The organism is Novosphingobium kaempferiae (genome assembly GCF_021227995.1).
GTDB classification, from domain to species: domain Bacteria; phylum Pseudomonadota; class Alphaproteobacteria; order Sphingomonadales; family Sphingomonadaceae; genus Novosphingobium; species Novosphingobium kaempferiae.
The window spans coordinates 3,294,527-3,313,217 of sequence record NZ_CP089301.1 but is presented as its reverse complement, the minus strand read 5'-3'; the positions used below and the strand labels follow the sequence as shown (position 1 = coordinate 3,313,217).

Here is an 18,691-nt window from a genome sequence, read left to right as displayed (position 1 = left end):
TGAGGGGGAGCTTCAGTACTCCCCCTCCCCCACCGTGTTGAACTGCGGGTGGATGCGCTTCCATTCGTACATCCAGTCCATCCCCTCGCGCGCCCGCACCATGTCGTCATCGCGCGGGGCGAGCGCCGCCGTCGCCTCCCTCGCGACTTCGGGCAGGACCGAGGTGTCCCAGCCCTGCTGCTCCACTTCATCCGCTAGCACCGACGCCCCTGCGCGCCGCAGCATGACCGGCAGCCGCTCGCGCAAGGCGGTGACCACCCACGGGATCATCGGCCCGTTGACGTCCGGGTCGTAGCCCCAGAGCACATTGTGCCCCTCTGCATTGAGAATGTAGTGGTAGTGCAGCACCTTCCCGAAGACATCGAAGCGCAGGTACTCCTCGGTCCGCGCCGCATTGAAGACATGGATGCTCGGCCCGCGCACCATGCGCTGCGGCGAGTCGCCCAGCGCCCGCGCCTCTACGGCGATCGACACCGGCCCCGCCTCGAACCAGCGCGCGTGACGCTCGATCATCGGGATCAGCATGAAGCGGTGGTGCTGCCCTCGGATCGTCTCGACGGTCCGGTTTCCCAAAGGCGGCGGAACGGCGGCGATGGTGGCGGTCATGGTGCTCTCTCCCGTCGATACGACCGGAATCCCCGGCTCCGTGATCGATAGGCGGATAGCACCCGCAGCCCGCAGCCCTGTCAATGTTCGCACCTTGATCGAACGTCCAGACGAAGCGTCATTTTGCCCTGCGCGAGCCTTGTCGGTGCAGAGGGGCGAACCTACCTGTGGCCCGTCTTTCCCCCTCCCGAGGAGCATTCCCGCATGGCCGATCTCACTTACACGCCGCCCAAGGTCTGGACCTGGGACCAGCCCAACGGTGGCGAGTTCGCTGCCATCAACCGTCCCACCGCCGGTGCCCGCTTCGAGCGCGAACTGCCGCGCGGCGACCATCCCTTCCAGCTCTATTCGCTCGGCACACCGAACGGCCAGAAGGTCACGATCATGCTCGAGGAGCTGCTCGCCGCCGGATACGCGGCCGAGTACGACGCCTGGCTGATCTCGATCTCCGACAGCGACCAGTTCTCGTCCGGCTTCGTGGACATCAACCCGAACTCCAAGATCCCCGCCCTGCTCGACGTCTCCGGCCCGGAACCGGTGCGCGTCTTCGAATCGGGCTCGATCCTGTTCCACCTCGCCGAGAAGTTCGGCACGTTCCTGCCCGCCTCCGGCTCCGCGCGGACCGAGTGCATGAACTGGCTGATGTGGCAGATGTCCACCGCACCGATGATCGGCGGCGGCTTCGGCCATTTCTACGCCTACGCGCCGGAGAAGTACCAGTACCCGATCGACCGCTACACGATGGAAACCAAGCGCATCCTCGACGTCGCCGACAAGCGCCTCGCCGAAACGCGCTACCTCGCGGGTGACGAGTACAGCATCGCCGACATGGCCGCCTACGGCTGGTTCGGCGGCCTCGTGCGGGGCGACGCATACGGCGACGCCAGCACCTTCCTGGACGTGGGCAGCTACACCAACCTGGTGCGCTGGGGCGAGGAACTGGGCGAGCGCGAACCCGTCCGTCGCGGCCGCATCGTCAACCGCAACGGCGAAGGCTTCGTGCGCGAACGCCACACCGCCGCCGACATCGACGCGGTTCTCAACGTCTGAGAAAATGATGTGCCCGGCGCTGCGGAAACCCCTTCCCAGCGCCGGGACAAACCGCTAAGCGCCCCTCTCCGCAAAGGCAGCGCGACGACGCGCAGCCGACCTGCTGGGGCGTCGCCAAGCGGTAAGGCACCGGTTTTTGGTACCGGCATTCGCAGGTTCGAATCCTGCCGCCCCAGCCAGCACTCCATTGCAGAGCATCCCAAGCCATCCCCAGAGCCTCCACAGAAATGGCTGTTTTCCGCCATTTTACGAGGTCCAGATGACCCCGGACGTCCCAGGAGGGGGTCTTGCAGCCCGCCCCCTAGTTGATCAATTTGCTGGTACGAAATCACCTCGCAGTGGTAGATTCCGAGGCATCGGGACTCGAACCTGCGTTTCTGATGGAAACGTACCAACATGCTTACCAACATCGGCATTCAGGCGCTGAAGAAGCAGGCCAAGCCCTACAAGCGTTCGGACGGCGGCGGTCTCTACCTGCTCATCAATCCCAACGGCTCCAAGATCTGGCGTTTCGGCTATCGGTTCGAGGGCAGGCAGAAACTGCTCTCGGGCGGCCCGTACCCCAAGACGACATTGCTGGCCGCGCGCAGTTGGCGAGATGAGATGCGCCAGCTTCTCGAGATGGGGCTCGACCCGTCCGAGGAACGTCAGGCGGAGAAGCGCGAACAAGAAGCTCGTGCGAATGGCCGCATCGCTAACCGCTTCGAGCACGTCGCACGCGAATGGCTCGAGGTTCGGTCTGTCTCCTGGACCCCTCGATATGCAGCACTGGTCGTCGGCCGACTGGAAGCTGACATCTTTCCTGTGATCGGCAAACTCGACATTGCCGAGATCAGACCGCGGCAGGTCCTGGAAGCGATCCGAAAGATCGAAGCGCGCGGCGCTATCGAAATGGCCCGTCGGCTGAAGAACCATTGTAGCGAAATCTTTCGCTATGCGATCCCGGATGGTCGATGCGAAAGCGATCCATGCCGCGACCTCAATCCGGCGATGTCCAAACCCCGGCCGGTCCAGCATCGTTCCAAGGTCGCGGCAAAGGACATGCCGGCTTTCTTTGTGAAATTGAACGCCGACGGCGGTGCTCGGCTCAGCCACCTCGCACTGCGCTGGACGATCCTGACTATGGTTCGCTCTCAAGAGACGCGCTTCGCGGAATGGTCCGAGTTTGAGAATCTCGACGGCCCGGAGCCTCTATGGCGAATCGGGCCCGAGCGGATGAAGATGCGCAGCGAGCACCTCGTGCCTCTTCCCCGCCAAGCGCTTGTCTTGCTCGATGAGATTCGGGAGTTGAATGTCTACCGCAAGGCCGGAAACATGCAGCACGGGCGCTTCCTGTTTCCTGTAGCCGGCTCTCGCACGATGACGATCAGCGAAAACCGGATGCTCGACATCATGTATCGCATCGGGCTGCGCGGAAAAGCGACGGTCCACGGATTTCGGGGTCTCGCGAGCACCGTCCTGAACGAGAGCGGCCGCTTTCAGCCTGACTGGATCGAGCATCAATTGGCGCACCAACCCCGAGGTGTTCGCGCTGCCTACAACGCTGCGCAATATCTGGCGCACCGGCGTCCTATGATGCAGTGGTGGGCCGACTACCTTGATGAAATGGAAGCGAAAGGCGAGGCACTGGCGATATCGGCCAATCGTGCTGCTTCAATCTGATGTGTAAGCGTCTGGATCATGGAGCCATTGCTCGATTGCAGTCTCCCGCCAGGCAGAGCATCGAAGGGAGATCTTCAACTGCCGCGGGAACGTGCCTTGCTCGATCTTCCTATATAGGGTCGAACGTGAAAGGCCGGTACGATCGAGGACGGTATTGAGCCGCAGAAGGCGCTCGTGGCTGTGCGTGGTCATAATCACGGTCCTCCGGTTGGTAGGCAAGGTACCGCCCATTTTCAGGAATTGGATCCGACTCGCAAAGTCTCCGCCGAGTGCCTCCGCCCGCCTTGCTGGTGACGATGGATCGCTCATCTGATCGTGCGATGACCTGCGCGGCCGAATCCCGAAAGGAGTTCGAAGCTGCAGTCTATGGCAGGTGCTATGGCGAAGCTGATTGCCGTCGCCTGCATCCAGGGTGATCGGACCGGCGGACGCACGCAACCTATCGCATCATTAGTCTATCGCTCGGTGTGGCGCGTCGGAAATATCGGTCCTCGCACAGCCATTCGCGCGGCATCGAACGGTCGCTGGAGCGAGCGGACTTCATCGTACGACCCTCTCAGCCATACATCGACATCGTTCGGCTCGAGGATCGTTACCATCGCCTTGGCATGGATCGGCTCGACGAGCGAATTGGCATCGCATGTCACCATGGCAAAGCTGTTGCCGCTCTCGGTCGCTTGCCAGAAACCGGCAACGGCGAACACCGGCTGGTCGATCACCGAAAACCACATCTCACCCTTCAGTGGCGGTTTGCCGTCACCAAGATCATGCTTGTCCGGCGTAAACTCGCAGAACTCGGTGAGCGGCACCACGCAGCGGTTCTCGGGACGCTCGGCGAGCCGTCGCCATTGCGGCAATGCGAGGTTGCGTACGTTGGTCATCGGCCAGGCGGCCTTGCCGCCAAGGACATCCCAGCTCATGACGTCCCAGCCGAACATGTTGCCCTGTTCGCGCATCACATAAGCCCGCCCCCGTGGGCGCAGTTCCTGGGGGTCGAAGCGATTGTCGCGCGGGGCTTCGCTGAAGAGCTCGGCGACCGATCCCCAGATCGTCTCGATCTCACCTTTCATGCGGGCGCGGTTACACATGGGTCAAATCCTGAGAGACGATGGTCTTTTATGTCCGACCGCTGGTCGTTGCCAGCTCCGCTTTTCAGAGATTGCCCTGTTCTTCCACCGGAACTTCGTCGGCCGGCGCGAAGTAGAGGGCGGCACATTCCGCCCGCAAGCATCCGCCTTCAAGGGCAAGGTCGTCACGAAATGCGTCCTTGATGAAGTCCATGGTGTCGAGGTGCCGGTCTTCGAAATACATCTGGTGAACGTCGTCACGACCCGCACCGTAGACTATGCGACCCACCTTGGCCCAGATCGAGGCCATCGTGCACATGCCGCACGGCTGCAGGGTCGAGTAGAGCGTCGCGCCGCGAAGGTCCATGTCGCCGTGTGCCGGTCCTGCTCCGCGAAATGCCATCATTTCGGCGTGCGCCGTCGCGTCGCAAGTCTCCTCAGTCTCGTTGATCCCCCGGGAGAGCTCACGACCATTCAGCACGATGATGGCCGCGATCGGCGTATCCTGCGGCGCTGTTCCTTTCGATTTTGCCAGTTTAATGGCCTCACGCATCCAGGCCCTGTCATTGTCGTCGATCATGGTGGATCAGGCGCCCGCAGGCCGAAGGCCCGCTCCGGCGGTACTCGAACTTGCCGGCTCATCGCGCGAGTAGGTCCCGATGAGGAAGCCGGCGGCAAGGACGTTACCGTGTATCGCCTCGAGAAACGCGGAGCGCCCCGGGTTGGCTTCGAGGGCCGAAACTTGCGAAAGTGCGAAAAGCTGGAACACGTAGTCATGCACGCCGTGGCCCTTGGGGGGATCGGGCGGCAGCCAGCCCTCGGCGAGATAACTGTTTCGTCCAACGTCGCTGCCATCCGCTGCGCCGTCCCCGTCCGGCACGATCGCACCCTCGGGCAGCCCGCCAACATCGGGCGGGATATTCCAGACAAGGGCATGAACCAGGGGATGGGGGGCGGGTGCGTCGGGATCTTCGACAAGTAGTGCCAACGAGGCTGTTCCGTCAGGGAGAGGTCCCCAGCTCAAAGGCGGCGAAATGCCTTCCCCGTCGGCGGTGAACCTGATCGGGAGGCGCTGACCGTCTGCGAATGCGGGACTAGATAAGGGAAACAGGCGGTCACCCATGTCTTCGCGGACAATTGCCAGTTTCGAGTGTCCGGCGCGGACATCCTTGAGCAAGTTGCCCAGCCAAGCGGGTACGTGTTCGAGCACTTCGTGATCCTTTCCACACTGGATGGTTTTTCCTGGCTCACGCATGGGTTGCCGCGCGCGGCACTCAGACGAGACGAACGCGCCCAGCCCCTCGATCTGCGTGAACCGGTCGGCCTTGTCCCTGAAGGTAAGCGTCGACGTGAGCCATGAACGCGCTCTTGAAAGCCACCAGATCGACGGTGCGCCAGGAAACGTCGTGCGCTATGCCCTCGATCCTGCCGATCAGAACGTCTTCGTCCCGGCAATACATGATCGGGGTCGTGAACCCACGATGGTGCAGGCGATTGGCGGCAACGAGAAGGGAGCTTTCGATTTCAGGCATCGCTCCTGTCAACGCACAAGGGTCGCAATGGTCGCAAGGACCGGTGAATTTACTGGCGTTGATTTGCGGCCCCGATCCAGCGCGCTGCAAGGCGCCAGAGCTGTTCCGCTCACAAGGCCCGGTATCGTTCCTGCGACTATGACGACACCGTATCTTCATACCGTCCGGCAAGCCGCAATTGACGCACAATTCCGTTGAATGCCGCAGTGACACCCTGGGCACGTCCGATCTCGTTTTCCTGACGCGCCGCATCCCAATACAGTTCGAGCGGCCACCGCTCGCGGCAATGGGGGAGCAGACAGCGAAGCGCGAGGCGGACTTCGATAGTATCGACCCGCGCTTCGCCGCAGCGGGTTACGCCGCTGCGCAGGATATGCACGGAAAGCGCAATGACGATGCGCTGATGTTTCGGCAGGCTTGCGCCCATCTCAGTGAAAATCATGCGACTTGAAGCGCACGACGTCTTCGGGATCGCGGCCATCGGCATGAGGCGGCCAGTAGCTGTTGTAGGGCTTGGGGCTCCAGCCCACCTCTGGTCGAACAATGTCCCCGCGATCCGGCGCGCCGGCATGCCGCGCCCCGTCCCCCCTGCCCGTCTGGTACGGGAAGGCCATCTCGCCAACCTTATGCAGCAGATCGCCATGATCGATGATCCGGTCGCAGATGACATGGATCACCTCGCCCTCCTTCTGCACCCGTCCCTTGAGCCCCACCATCGAGGCGGACATCACGGTGCGGCGCTGGGCTTCGAAACGATCGGGCCAGAGGATCCCGTTAGCGATACCGGTCTCGTCCTCGATGGTGATGAAGAGCACGCCCTTGGCCGAGCCCGGCTTCTGACGGACCAAGATGATCCCGGCGACCTCGACCTTGCGGCCATCGCGGATGTTCGCAAGGTCGGCGCAGCGCGTAACCCCGCGCCGGGCGAGGTCCTCGCGCACGAACGTGAGCGGATGGGCGCGCAGCGACAGCTGGAGCGAACGATAATCCTCGATCACCTCGCGGCCATCGGTCAGTGGGCGCAGGGCAACGTCGGGTTCGATCCCTTCCGCGCTGATCACTTTTGCTGCACGATCCGCCGCAGCAAAAAGCGGCAAGGGCGCTTCGCCAAGGCCCCGCACCTTCCATAGCCCCTTCCTCCGGTCGGATCCGAAGGCGCGAAAGGCATCGGCGTCCGCCAGCTTCTCTATCGCGGCGCGCGGCACACCCGAGCGGCGCCAGGCGTCCTCGACGGACGCAAACGGGACACCGCCTCTTGCACTCACGATGCTTGCGCCATCAGCATTGGAAAGCCCGCGCACCTGCCGCAAGCCCAGCCGCACCGCATGATATCGGCTTCGTGTCGGCTCAAGCGAGCAATCCCAACGGCTCGCATTGATGCAGACGGGCCGGACCTCAACCCCGTGCTGGCGCGCGTCGCCGACAATCTGGGCCGGCGCATAGAAGCCCATCGGCTGTGCATTCATCAGCGCGGCGCAGAAAACGTCGGGATGATGATGCTTCATCCAGCTCGAGGCATAGGAGATCTTGGCAAAACTCGCCGCATGGCTTTCCGGGAAGCCATAGGAGCCGAAGCCTTCGAGCTGGCGGAAGGTGCGCTCGGCGAAGTCGCGCGGATAGCCGCGCCCGACCATGCCCTCGATCAGCTTTTCGGAAAAATGCGAGACCCCGCCGGTCATCTTGAAGGTCGCCATCGCGCGGCGCAGCTGGTCAGCCTCAACAGCTGTGAAACCCGCGCCGACGATGGCAACTTTCATCGCCTGCTCCTGGAAGAGCGGCACGCCCAGCGTCTTTTCGAGGACCGCGCGCAATTCGGGCCGCGGATACTCCGGCTTCTCCAGCCCCTCGCGGCGGCGCAGGTAGGGATGGACCATGTCGCCCTGGATCGGGCCGGGACGCACGATCGCGACCTGGATCACCAGGTCGTAGAACCGGCGCGGCTTCATGCGCGGCAGCATCGACATCTGCGCCCGGCTCTCGATCTGGAAGGTGCCGAGTGTGTCGGCCTTCTGGATCATGGCGTAGACATCGGGGTCGTCGCTCTGGAGGTCGGCAAGACCCACCTTCACCCCCTTGCTCTCCTCCAGCATCGTGAAGGCCCGGTTCATGCAGCCCAGCATGCCAAGCCCCAGCACATCGACCTTCATCATCTTCAGGGCATCGATGTCGTCCTTGTCCCATTCGATGATCTGACGATCGGCCATGGCGGCGGGCTCGATCGGGACGAGGTCATCGAGCCGATCGTGGGTCAATACGAAGCCGCCGGGATGCTGGCTCGACTGGCGCGGTACGCCGATCAGCTGACGGGCAAGATCGAGCGTCAGGCGCAGACGCCGGTCGGACATGTCGAGATTGAGTTCCTCGGCCTGCTTCTCGCCCACGCCTTCGGCTGACCAGCCCCAGACCAATCCTGCCAGCGAAGAGGTCAAATCTTCGGGCAGGCCCATGGCCTTACCGACATCGCGCACCGCGCCGCGCGCGCGAAAGCGGGTGATGACCGCCGTCAGTGCCGCCCGGTCGCGCCCGTAGGTCTCGAAAATCCACTGGATGATCTCCTCGCGCCGTTCGTGCTCGAAATCGACGTCGATGTCAGGCGGCTCGCGCCGCTCGCCCGAGACAAAGCGCTCGAACAGCAGCTCGTGCTTGATCGGATCGATCGAGGTGACGCCGAGCACGAAGCAGACGCAGGAGTTCGCTGCCGATCCACGCCCCTGGCACAGGATGCCCCGTCGCCGCGCCTCGGCGACGATCGAATGGACGGTCAGGAAGTAGGGCGCGTAGTTCAGCTCGGCGATGAGTTTCAGCTCATGCGCGATCTGGTCGCGGTAGTCCTGCGGCGGATTACCCTCGAACATGGCGTAGAGCGCCTCTTGCGCCATTGCCTCCAGCGCCTGCTGCGCGGTCAGCCCCTCGATCACCTTCTCCTGCGGGTAGTGGTAGGTGAGATCGCTGAGCGAAAAGGTGCAAGCCTCGGCGATATCGACGCTGGCGCGCAGGGCATCGGGATAGGCGGCGAAGCGCCGCTGCATCTCCCCTGCGGACTTGAGCGCGCGATCGGCGTTGACCTCGCGGCGATAACCAAGGTCATCGACCCGGCAATTGTGCCGGATGGCGGTCACCACATCCTGCAGCAACCGGGCATCGGGCGCATGGTAAAGCACGTCGCCGGTGACGACCGCGCGTACGCCGGCCTCTCTCGCCTGCCGTGCCAGCGCATCAATCCGCACTGCGTCGTCGGGCCGGCGGCGCTGGAACAGCGCCATGTGCGCGCGTCGTCCATAGACGGCACGCAGATCGGCCAGCGCCGCAGCATTCTCGGCGTCGGCCTCCTGCGGCAGCAGAATGGCGATGACGCCTTCGGACCAGGCTTCGAGTTCGTGCCAGTGCAAGAGGCAAGCCCCCTTCCCTGCCCGACGCTTACCGATGGTAAGGAGGCGCGTGATCCGCGACCAGGCCGGCCTGTCAGTCGGATAAAGCAGCAGGCGCCTTCCACAGGACAGATCGACCCGGGTTCCGGCGATGAGCCGCACGCCCGTGGCCTTCTCGGCCTCCCAGGCGCGCACGACGCCGGCGACACTGCCAAGGTCGGCGATGCCGATAGCGGGATAGCCCAGCTTCGCCGCAACCGAGAACAGCTCGTCCGGGCTCGACGCCCCGCGGAGGAACGAGAAATGCGTGAGCACCTGGAGTTCGACGTAGGCGGTCATGCAAAAACCCCGTGCATCCACCACGAGAGATCGCCGGTCTCGCCGGCGACGCCATCACCGCGGCGGAACACCCAGTAGCGCCCGCCTTCCTCGTCCTCGACCCGGTAGTAGTCGCGCACGGCCCAGACTTCGGCATTCCGCCGCCACCATTCGCCATGGATGCGCTCGGGACCGTCGCCGGCCACGACGTTGTAGGACCGGCCGCGCCATTCGAACCGCTTGGGCGGTTGATCGGGCAACAGCGCGATCACGCGCGACAAGGGCTCGGGCGGGGCGAAAAGGCGCACCGGGCGCTGCCAGGCGGGCCAGGAGCCGGCTGTCGCGATCGGGCTGGTCGGCCTCACGGCACGTTCCGGCACATGGCTTTCGACGGGTGCGATGCGGAACACCGCGTCCGGTCCGATTCTGCCGGCCACGACATCGACCAGGCGCGCAGGATCGCGCACCGTACTTTCCCCAGCGAGGATTGCCCCCAGGTTCTCGGCATCGAGCGGTTCGGTATGCGGCGCCAGAAGCCGGAACTGTTCGAGGCCCATGCCGGGATCGATACGCTCGATTCTGAGCTTCAGCAGGCGCAGCAGGTGCGGCACTTCGCGGGTGGGCCGAGAGGTGCCGATAGCCACCACCTGCTCACCGCCATCGATGCGTAAAGCAATCAGGCGCAGCGAGCGCGCACCCAGCCCCTGGCGCTGAAGCACCTCGGCCAAGTCCTTCAGCAGGTCGTGCATGACTTGCGCGATCGCTTCGGCCGCGCCGATCGGCTCGAGCAGCCGACGCTCGACCGCAGGGATAACCACGCCCTCACGCGGGGTGATCGGTTCGGCCTTGCCTCCCAGCGCCTGGTCGAGCCGGTCGATGGTGGCGAGCCCCAGTCTCCTCGCCAGCGGACCGCGCGCGACAGGCAGCAGGTCGGCGATCGTCTCGAAGCCGAACTTGCGCGCAGCGGCCAGTGCGCCGCTTTCGAGACGCAGCGCGGCGACCGGAAGCGGCGACAGCGCCTTCAGCACGCCGCCGTGCGGAATGATGGCAATGTCATCGCGGCCGTAGCGGGCCAGCGCATGCGCCGCGCCCGGCGTTTCGGCGATCGCGATGCGCGCCGTGAAACCGGCGCGGCGGCAGAAGGCCCGCAGCCGCTGGCAGAAGTGTTCCTCTCCGCCATGCAGGTGCGCGGCGCCGGTCAGGTCCAGCCAGATCCCGTCCGGCGGCGAGACCGCGACGATCGGCGACCAGCGGCGAATGCCGAACAGGGCGAGGCGATCGAGCAGCGCTGCGTCGGCCTCGGGCTCTGCAGGGCGGAAGTCGAGATCGGAAACGAGCGCGCGGGCATGGGTTGCCGCCATGCGGACATGGATGCCCAATGCTCTCGCCGCCGGACAGGCCGAAACGATCTCGTCGCGGCGGCCGACCTTGCCGATGAGCGCCAGCGGAGCGGCCGCGGCCTGCGGCGCGTCGTGCAACTGTTCCGACACTGCTGACGAGGCCATCCGCTTGAACGGATGCTCTGCCGATTCGGAGCGTCGCCCCAGTTCGCGCATCGGCGGCTTGGCATGCAACGGCAACGCCGCGATCTCGCGCTCGACATCCCGGCGTGTGCGGTCCTTGCCCCTGACGGCCCCCTGCCCTTCTGCAATCTGCCGCTCGCGCGCCCAGCGCGCACCCGGCCGCCACCCACCCCCGCGAGGAACCGAGCAGGCACCGGGGTTATCATCGACGGGAAGCTGGAGTGCGCGCGGCTCAGGCCGCGGCGCGGCGAACCGATCCTGCCGTCTCAGCCGTTCGATGGCGAGGAACGGCAGGAACAGCGAGACGACCCGTCGCATCGCATCCCTCCACGATCAGGGAAAAGCCTTCGCCGCCGCGCTGACGCGCAAGTTCGATCAACCAGCGCGGGCGCCCAACGCCGGCGACGCCGAGCCGTTCTGATGGCGCACTGGAAATGCGCCAGCGGGTCCAAGCTGCGGAAGTCTCGGCAAGCGGGTCACGATCCCGGCTGCGGTGACGGCGGAGTAGGAGTACCGGAATGTCGGCCTCGGCTGCTGCGAGCTGCAGGCGACGGGTAGCGACCATCGAGACCTTGCTGGCCTCGGCCACCACGGCAGCAGGCGTTCCATCGCGCACCGCATCTTCGACGACGGCGAGCAATGCTGCATCGTCGCGCGGCTGCGCATGAATTACGTCGGCGGAGACTAACCCTGCCTGCTCCAGGCCGGGTGCGTAGAGATCGTTGCGGCAGCTGACCCACAGCACCGGCGCCGCAGCGGTGTGGGCTTCACGGGCGGCGATACCGGCAAGGAACAGCGTCGCGGCTGCGTCATCGACCAGCGAGCAGCTCAGCGCAGTTGCCTCGTGCAGGGCCCCGGCGCGCAGACCACCAGAGCTTAGTCGGGTATCCAATGTCTCGACACCGAAAGGCATGACCCGATGATCGTTAATCGGCGTCGCCAAGGCGCGCAGGGCATCAATGCTTGGATGCACAAGGGAGGAAACGGGTTGCATGGTGACTTCGCTGACTCGGATTTGTTCCTTTTATGTTCTCACCTCAGACAGGCGGCGGTCAACCGCTTTGAATCGGTCTTCACGTCCAGTATGGGGACAAGCCTGTGCAAACGGCGGAAGCACACCGGTCTCGAGAGGGATGTCTTGCCTGCTTTGAACTCAGCCACGCGACGTGGCCGGACACGGCATCACCCAACCCTTACTTCGGCGAGCCCCAGCCAATCCGCCATTGCCCGCAATTCCACATATAAAGCATCGTGGGTGTGATCTGGGGCATCGGATTCCACGTGGATTGAGCGGACCAGCAGCGTCGATGCGGTTCTGTCCGCCTTGAGATCAACGCGAGCCACCAATCGGTCACCCAGCAGGAACGGCAGGACGTAGTAGCCATATTGGCGCTTTTGTGCAGGGACGTAAATTTCGATGCGGTAGCGAAAGCCGAACAGTCGTTCGGTCCGGTCCCTCTCCCAAATCAGAGGATCGAAGGGGACCAGCAGCGCCCGTGCATCGATACGTCGCGGTCGTCGGGCATCGCGATGCAGCCAGGCATGCCGCCTTCCCTCCACGGCGACAGGGATCAAAATGCCGTCTTCCGCGAGCGCTGCAATAGCAGGGCGCGCCTGCGCCGGAGACTGGCGGAAATAGTCGCGCAGTTCCTTTTCGGTGGCGATGCCGTGGGCCATCGCAGCGCGTTCGATCAATGCACGGTGGGCCGCGTCATCCGCTGGCGTTGGAAGGGCCAGCACATCGGCGGGCAGCACCCGTTCAGGCAGATCATAGACTCGCTCGAAGCCGCGTCGACGCGTGGCGGTTGTGATGTGCCCCGCCCAGAACAGCCACTCCAGCGTGCGCTTGGTGTCACTCCACTCCCACCAGCCAGATTGCCCTTTGTGAGTTTCGAAGTCGGCGGCTGACATAGGGCCATCGGAGCGGATGCGTGCCAGCATTGCCATGGCCTCTGCCCGGCCCTCCGTTGCGCAGTGGCGCATCCATGTCCAACCTGCCTCGCCGCGATCCGCTTCTGCCATGCGCCAGCGCAGGAGGGGATGAATCTCGAATGGCAGCAAAGACGCCTCGTGCGCCCAATATTCAAAAAGCTTTCGCTGCCGCTTCGGTCCCCAGGCAATCTGATCGAGAACACCCCTGTCATAGCCGCCCAAGCGTGAAAAGGCGGGGAGATAATGTGCTCGCGTAAGCACGTTGACACTGTCGATCTGGTGCAATTGCAGACGGTCGAGAGTTCGTCGCAAATGACCTGACGTCGGACGATCTGGACGCTTCTGTCCGAAACCTTGCGCGGCAAGGGCTATTCGGCGCGCAGCATGCAATCCGATTGCTTCAACTTTCATGGGCTTCCACAGTATGCGCGCTGGGTGTGATGAAGCAAGGAAGAGAGCGCCCATGCCCGTTACGAGGCATCCGCTCATCAATCACCCAACCTCCCCATCGAGACTGTTCTGCCGCCGATTTTGCACGTAGGTGCGGCGGCCTACTTTTCCATTCTGGATGCCCAAGATGGGCCGATAGGAGAAAGTCCCCTAATTTTGGGAAATGGCAGATAGCTGCCCGTCTTCTGACCGCCGACATACACCTCAGATCGGGTGAAAAGCTGCCCGTAGTGAAGAACCCCGTCGCTGCCATTGAAACCTTCGTGCTGCTGATGCACATGGTTCGCATAAGCAACTTGTTCGGATGTGGGGAGGTCTTTTTGAGCCGGATAATTTTGGTCGGTGGCCATGTGATGGGAACGGCCTAATCGGTGAATTCGGTGAGGAATTGCGGATGGTGCGGACCCGTGAGGGATACGTTAGGTGGACGCAGCCTAGGAGCCGCTGATACCAAATGAACTTTATCGAAGATCACTCCAGAGCCGCAACAAGTTCGTCTGGCAACCGTGATCAACCCGTTAGCACCCCCCGGTAATCAGGAAACGCGAAGCCGGTCATCGGAATCGGGATGACAGCCTTGCGATAATTCGGCCGACAAAGCGGTCCAGCGACAACGGACCCATTCCTGACCTCCAACATCTAATTCTTGATCCCCAGCTGCTGACGGTCTGCTATCCAGCTCGGTTTCGTACGGACGACGCCACCCCGTAACTGCCACCGCAACGCCAGATTGGGGTGGAACCGGTCAATTGCCAGCGGCTGCCTAGTAAATAAGGCAGACTAAATCTTATAGCATCTTGATCGACGCTATCGGCGCTTAGCATAGTCGTCAGATTAAGGATTTATCAAGATCAGAGATTCGAGAACGCGCCACGCCGACGGCTAATCTGGCAAGTTGTGCATTCAAGTGGTGAAATCGCCGGTAGAATGTCTGCGGCCTTGATAGCCTGTGTCGTGCAGAATTGCCCGCCTTGCCGTCAGCCGCTAGTCGTGCGGCCATGACGGATAGACAGTCGGGTTTCAAGGCAGCGAGATGATCGACACGCATACTGAGGTGCAGGCTGGAATGATCTGGATTCCCGGCGGCACTTTCGCGATGGGATCGGACAAATTTTATCCCGAGGAGGCGCCTGTGCGCCGGGTGTCCGTCGACGGATTCTGGATCGACGCCACGCCTGTCACGAACCACCAGTATGCCCAGTTCGTCGCTGCGACCGGCTACCGCACGGTCGCCGAAGTTGCGCCCGATCCTGCCCAGTATCCGGGCATGACGCCGGAGATGGCCCAACCTGGCTCACTGGTCTTCCACAAGACCGTGGTGCCGGTCGATACCGGCAATCCCGCCAACTGGTGGCGTTTTGACTTCGGGGCCGACTGGCGTCACCCGCTGGGACCGGAAAGTGATGCGGACTCCCTCGGCCTCTGGGATCATCCCGTCGTCCAGATCGCCTATGCCGACGCGCAGGCGTACGCGGAATGGGCAGGCAAGGATCTGCCGACCGAGGCCGAATTCGAATTCGCCGCACGCGGCGGACTGGACGGTGCGGACTATGCTTGGGGCGATGAACTGGCGCCCGACGGGGCGATGCTCGCCAATTACTGGCAGGGCCTTTTCCCCTTTGCCAACCAGTTACTCGACGGCTGGGAACGCACTTCGCCGGTAGGGTCGTTCCCCGCCAACGGCTACGGCCTGTTCGACATGATAGGCAATACCTGGGAATGGACGAGCGACTGGTGGAGTGACAGGCCCGACGTTCTGCGTAAGAAAGACCCGCAGTCATGCTGCACCGTCAGCAACCCGCGAGGCGGTAAGCTCAAGAATAGCTTCGATCCATCGCAGCCGGGCGTGCGGATAGGGCGCAAGGTGCTCAAGGGCGGGTCGCACTTGTGCGCGGCCAACTATTGCCAGCGTTACCGACCGGCGGCGCGTCATCCCGAGATGATCGATACGGCCACGTCGCATATCGGGTTCCGTTGCGTTCGGCGGCATCCCTCCATGGCCTGATCGCCCGGCTATCCAGCGTAGGGTATCGACAGCGCATAGCTCTCGAGATCGCTACGGGCACGCACGCGGATGCACGGCAAAGACGATCTTCTGGGAGATCATCGCAGCGGCATTCGGCAGCCATATATCTGCGCACAGCCTCGATGACGTGGTGATCCGCTGTTTCGGTCTTCCGCTACGGGGAAAGCAACCATCGCTTTCCGGATAAATAGTATTTTTTGATTCTCTACGATAAAGATTGAGATACGACACGCCCCAAAGTATCCGACAGCGCCCCAGGCGGGTCGGCACATTCAGGGGGTATCGTGTCAGATTCAGCATTCCCATCAGGGCCAGCTACATTGCGTGTATCTCTAGCGGCGTTGCCCTTGCTGGCGCTTTGTCATCCCAGCGCCAGCGTCGCGCAAGTGGTCGAGGCAAACGCCCCGGCTGCAAGTAGCGATGCGGAACAAGGCGACATCGTCGTGACCGGCATCCGCAACTCCCTTCGTACCGCCATCTCGGAGAAGCGCGAGACGGTCACGATCGTCGACGTCATCAATGCCGAAGACGTAGGCAAGCTGCCCGACCAGAACCTGGCCGAAGTCCTGGAGAATATTCCCGGCGTCCAGATCGACCGCAATCGCGGCGTCGGCAGCGGCGTGTCCATCCGTGGTTCGAGCCAGAACCTCGTCCTCATCAACGGCCGTTCGACGACGCCTGCAGCCGACGCGCGCGGCGGCATCAGCTTCGACGACCTGCCCGCCGAGCTGATCGCCTCCGTCCGCGTCACCAAGGTGCCAACCGCCGACCAGATCGAGGGTTCGGTGGGCGGATCGGTCGACCTGCGCACCTACCGGGGCCTCGCCCTCAAGGAGCCGATCCGCACGATCCGCGCCGACATGGAATATGCGGAGACCGCCGACCGCTACAATCCGCACCTTGCAGCGGTGTTCGGCCAGAAGTTCGACACCGGCATCGGCGAGATCGGCGTCGTGCTGGCCGGCAACTACCAGCGCCAGACGGTGCGCGAAGACCAGCTCAACGTGCGCTATCTGGAACGCACGACCGTCGACCTGAATGGAGACGGCACCGCAGACCCCTATCTGCGCCCCAATTACGCCCAGCAGTTCTATTCGATCAACGACCGTACCAACAAGTCGCTGTCGGGATCAATCGAATGGCGCCCGTCCTCGAACCTGACCCTGTTCGTCGACGGGACATACGTGGACCAGAAGAACGTCGGCAGCCAGATCGGCGTCTTCATGCAGCAGCCGAACGACGTCTCGGAGCTGCCGTTCCAGTCGCAGGCGAATATCGAGGAACGGACGTCCAGCGGTTACACCTACCGCCAGATGACCTCCGGCCTGATCGGCGGCACGCAGTTCCGCTCGACCGGCGAGAGCCCGATCCGCAACACCGAATCCTATCTCGCGGCAGTGGGCGGCGAATGGAGGTCCGGCGACGTGTCGATACGTTTTGAGGCCAGCCGCGCCGGGTCCGACACGATCGACGCCAATTTCCAGCTCGTCGCGCAGTACAGCGATCCGACGGGGGCGAACTTCGGCAACGCCAACGGCCGCATCAGCCCGCCGTTCCTGTTCGATGCCAGCGGCGAGGATCTGTTCTGGAGCATCGACCGCTCCAGCCCGCTGGCGGCCAACATCGGCAATCCCGCCTATTACCAGACCTTCATCGCGCGCGACAACTACACCTATTACCACAACGTCGAGAACGCCCAGCGCGTAGACGCCTCATGGGAACTTGGTTGGGGGCCGTTGCGCTCGATCGACGCGGGCTTCCGCTTCAACCAGACGGATTCGCGCCGTCGCAAAACCACGCAGGTATCGCGGCAGTTCCCGGGCGTAGTCGCATCATCCCGACCGGACCTGTTCCAGATCGCGCCAGACGATTTCTTCGACTTCACCGGCGACACCTACACCGGCGGCTGGGTCGTGGCCCGGCAGTTGACGCAAGATCCTTCGGCGGCCCGCGCGGCGGTGGGTCTGGCGGCGGACCCGCCCGAAGACCTTGGCGCGCGCTTCCAGGTAAAGGAGCGCACTTACGCGGGATACCTCAAGGCCAACATCGACACGACCATCGCCGGGATGTCGCTGCGCGGAGAGATCGGCGCGCGCCTCGTCCATACCGACCAGACCGCGTCGGGCGTCGCTGTCAGCAACGGCGTAGTCAGCGACGTTTCGGCGACGCAGAAGTACACCAAGGTGCTGCCGGGCGTCGTCTTCGCGCTCGAACCCGCCGACGGCGTGCTCGTTCGTGCGTCCTACGCCAAGTCGCTGCGCCGTCCGGACTTCGGCCAGCTTGCGCCGACCGTCGTCTTCCCGATCATCAACAATTACGTCAGCGCCGGCAATCCGAACCTCAAGCCGCAGACCGTCGACCAGTTCGACATCGATGCCGAATGGTACTTCGACCGCAACAGCCTTCTTTCGGTCGGCCTGTTCTACAAGAAGTTCCACGACCTCGTCACGACGGTGGCGGTCGCCCCGCAACTGCGCGACCCCGCGCTCGGCTACTTCGTGGAGAGCAACTGCGTCGGCGGCATCTGGAACCCGGTGGCGGTGGACCTGACCGGCGCGGTCGGCATCTGCACCGGCATCAACCAGCCGCAGAACCTCGGCAGCGCGACGCTGAAGGGCGCGGAAGTGAACTTCCAGCACAGCTTCACCTACCTGCCCGGCCTGCTTTCGGGCTTCGGCGTGCTGGCCAACTACACCTACCAGGACGGCAAGCGTGACAGCACGCTGGCGGTGCCCAGCCTGCACACGGTTGACGGGACGCCGGTGCAGCTTTCGCTGCCACTGCGCGACCTTTCGAAGAACAACTACAACCTGACGCTGTTCTACGAGAAGGCGGGTTTCAGCGCCCGCGTGCGCTACACCTATCGCGACGCCTTCCTGCGTACCGAGGCAACCGACGTGACCAACAACCTGCCACTCTACCAGGAGCCCCGCAGCCAGCTGAATGCGTCGATATCCTATGACATCAACCCGTGGTTCGCGATCACGGTCTCGGGCGTCAACCTGACCAAGGAAGCCAGCCGCGAGCGGGCGATCTTCGCCGACGGCCCGCTGACGCAGGAGCGCAGCGCCGACCGACGCTTCGTATTCGGCGTGCGTGGCAAGCTCTGACGGGCTTGCAACCGGCCGCAGGGCCGTCGATCGAATGGGAATACGTA

The 18,691-nt window shown here is 63.5% G+C and carries 16 protein-coding genes and 1 tRNA gene; 5 read left to right on the top strand and 12 right to left on the bottom strand.

Annotation, left to right across the window (positions count from 1 at the left end; translation table 11 throughout):
- Positions 1-12: 12 nt before the first annotated feature.
- Complete coding sequence (locus tag LO787_RS15075) at positions 13-606, bottom strand: DUF7700 domain-containing protein (protein WP_232491827.1); 594 nt, start codon at positions 604-606, stop codon at positions 13-15.
- 204 nt (positions 607-810) lie between these two features.
- Here LO787_RS15075 and yghU point away from each other — a divergent pair, with 204 nt between their 5' ends.
- The 3 genes from yghU to LO787_RS15060 all read left to right on the top strand — a co-directional run bounded on the left by yghU (position 811) and on the right by LO787_RS15060 (position 3,318).
- A complete protein-coding gene (gene yghU, locus LO787_RS15070) occupies positions 811-1,656 on the top strand; it encodes a glutathione-dependent disulfide-bond oxidoreductase (protein WP_232491826.1) in 846 nt (281 codons plus the stop codon).
- A gap of 104 nt (positions 1,657-1,760) precedes the next feature.
- Positions 1,761-1,835, top strand: a tRNA-Gln gene (locus tag LO787_RS15065).
- Between the two features lie 217 nt (positions 1,836-2,052).
- On the top strand, positions 2,053-3,318 hold the full coding sequence (locus tag LO787_RS15060) for a tyrosine-type recombinase/integrase (protein ID WP_232491825.1): 1,266 nt from the start codon (positions 2,053-2,055) through the stop codon (positions 3,316-3,318).
- Here the strand turns inward: LO787_RS15060 and LO787_RS15055 are convergent.
- The 11 genes from LO787_RS15055 to LO787_RS15005 all read right to left on the bottom strand — a co-directional run bounded on the left by LO787_RS15055 (position 3,310) and on the right by LO787_RS15005 (position 13,858).
- Positions 3,310-3,510, bottom strand: coding sequence for a helix-turn-helix transcriptional regulator (locus LO787_RS15055; RefSeq protein ID WP_232491824.1), 201 nt, complete (start codon positions 3,508-3,510; stop codon positions 3,310-3,312). The two genes, LO787_RS15060 and LO787_RS15055, sit on opposite strands and share 9 nt — an antisense overlap.
- 263 nt (positions 3,511-3,773) lie before the next feature.
- Positions 3,774-4,406 carry an SOS response-associated peptidase family protein gene (locus tag LO787_RS15050; protein WP_232491823.1) on the bottom strand — a complete coding sequence of 211 codons (633 nt, stop codon included), beginning with the start codon at positions 4,404-4,406 and terminating at the stop codon, positions 3,774-3,776.
- Between the two features lie 64 nt (positions 4,407-4,470).
- On the bottom strand, positions 4,471-4,965 hold the full coding sequence (locus LO787_RS15045; RefSeq protein WP_232491822.1) for a nucleoside deaminase: 495 nt from the start codon (positions 4,963-4,965) through the stop codon (positions 4,471-4,473).
- Positions 4,966-4,971: 6 nt separating this feature from the next.
- Complete coding sequence (locus tag LO787_RS15040) at positions 4,972-5,595, bottom strand: YbhB/YbcL family Raf kinase inhibitor-like protein (RefSeq protein WP_232491821.1); 624 nt, start codon at positions 5,593-5,595, stop codon at positions 4,972-4,974.
- A gap of 64 nt (positions 5,596-5,659) precedes the next feature.
- Positions 5,660-5,917, bottom strand: coding sequence for a hypothetical protein (locus LO787_RS15035; protein ID WP_232491820.1), 258 nt, complete (start codon positions 5,915-5,917; stop codon positions 5,660-5,662).
- Positions 5,918-6,053: 136 nt separating this feature from the next.
- Positions 6,054-6,359, bottom strand: coding sequence for a hypothetical protein (locus tag LO787_RS15030; protein WP_232491819.1), 306 nt, complete (start codon positions 6,357-6,359; stop codon positions 6,054-6,056).
- Positions 6,346-9,624 (bottom strand): error-prone DNA polymerase, encoded by a 3,279-nt coding sequence (locus LO787_RS15025; RefSeq protein ID WP_232491818.1) that lies wholly within the window; start codon positions 9,622-9,624, stop codon positions 6,346-6,348. Before LO787_RS15025 ends, LO787_RS15030 begins: the two co-directional genes overlap by 14 nt.
- Positions 9,621-11,444, bottom strand: a complete 1,824-nt coding sequence (locus LO787_RS15020; RefSeq protein WP_338045379.1) for a Y-family DNA polymerase — start codon at positions 11,442-11,444, stop codon at positions 9,621-9,623. The genes LO787_RS15025 and LO787_RS15020 overlap by 4 nt, the downstream gene beginning before the upstream one ends.
- The gene (locus LO787_RS15015) at positions 11,359-12,120 is read right to left on the bottom strand and encodes an ImuA family protein (protein ID WP_232491817.1); all 762 of its coding nucleotides are present in this window, start codon (positions 12,118-12,120) and stop codon (positions 11,359-11,361) included. Before LO787_RS15015 ends, LO787_RS15020 begins: the two co-directional genes overlap by 86 nt.
- A 188-nt stretch (positions 12,121-12,308) precedes the next feature.
- The gene (locus tag LO787_RS15010) at positions 12,309-13,469 is read right to left on the bottom strand and encodes a winged helix-turn-helix domain-containing protein (protein ID WP_232491816.1); all 1,161 of its coding nucleotides are present in this window, start codon (positions 13,467-13,469) and stop codon (positions 12,309-12,311) included.
- Between the two features lie 140 nt (positions 13,470-13,609).
- Positions 13,610-13,858 (bottom strand): hypothetical protein, encoded by a 249-nt coding sequence (locus LO787_RS15005; RefSeq protein ID WP_232491815.1) that lies wholly within the window; start codon positions 13,856-13,858, stop codon positions 13,610-13,612.
- Between the two features lie 716 nt (positions 13,859-14,574).
- Between LO787_RS15005 and LO787_RS15000 the strand changes: the two genes are divergently transcribed.
- Both LO787_RS15000 and LO787_RS14995 read left to right on the top strand, forming a co-directional pair.
- The gene (locus tag LO787_RS15000) at positions 14,575-15,513 is read left to right on the top strand and encodes a formylglycine-generating enzyme family protein (protein ID WP_232496330.1); all 939 of its coding nucleotides are present in this window, start codon (positions 14,575-14,577) and stop codon (positions 15,511-15,513) included.
- Between the two features lie 368 nt (positions 15,514-15,881).
- Positions 15,882-18,644, top strand: coding sequence for a TonB-dependent receptor (locus LO787_RS14995; RefSeq protein ID WP_232491814.1), 2,763 nt, complete (start codon positions 15,882-15,884; stop codon positions 18,642-18,644).
- Positions 18,645-18,691: the final 47 nt, after the last annotated feature.